The 387-nt window shown below is 66.4% G+C and carries 1 protein-coding gene; it reads right to left on the bottom strand.

Going from position 1 to position 387, the window contains the following annotated elements:
- Positions 1–221: 221 nt before the first annotated feature.
- Positions 222–377 carry a DUF8823 domain-containing protein gene (locus GWK61_RS61765; protein WP_499704291.1) on the bottom strand — a complete coding sequence of 52 codons (156 nt, stop codon included), beginning with the start codon at positions 375–377 and terminating at the stop codon, positions 222–224.
- Between the last annotated feature and the right edge of the window lie 10 nt (positions 378–387).

Genomic DNA, 387 nt, shown 5'->3' with positions numbered 1-387 from the left:
CCTTCACCTTCGTCACGCCCGGCGAGCCTCCTGTCGTCCTACGAAGCAACTGGTTCGTGGGCGCGGCCGAATGGCGGCCGCTGATCGAAGGGCTTGTCGCCGCGGCCACGACCTCAGCAGAGCACTGAGACCGCAGCAGAGTGCTGAGACATAAACAGAGCGCTGAGACCTCAACAGGGCACTGAAATCAGGATCCGCATCACCTCAGGATCCGGTAGCCCTCAAGACCGCCGGCATCCCGTCCCCCGAGGCAGCTGGTAGTCGCCGTCGATCGTGTAGCGGCCCGGCGTCTTCACCACCAGCAGCGTCCAGTCGCCGTCTTTGCTCAGGCACGCGCCGGGCGGACCGTCGACCTGGAGCCACGGCGACCACTGCACGCGCACCGAC

It is taken from the genome of Catenulispora rubra (assembly GCF_015356825.1).
Lineage (GTDB): Bacteria > Actinomycetota > Actinomycetes > Streptomycetales > Catenulisporaceae > Catenulispora > Catenulispora rubra.
Note: the sequence above shows the minus strand (reverse complement) of the source record. Positions and strands in the feature narration are given on the sequence as shown.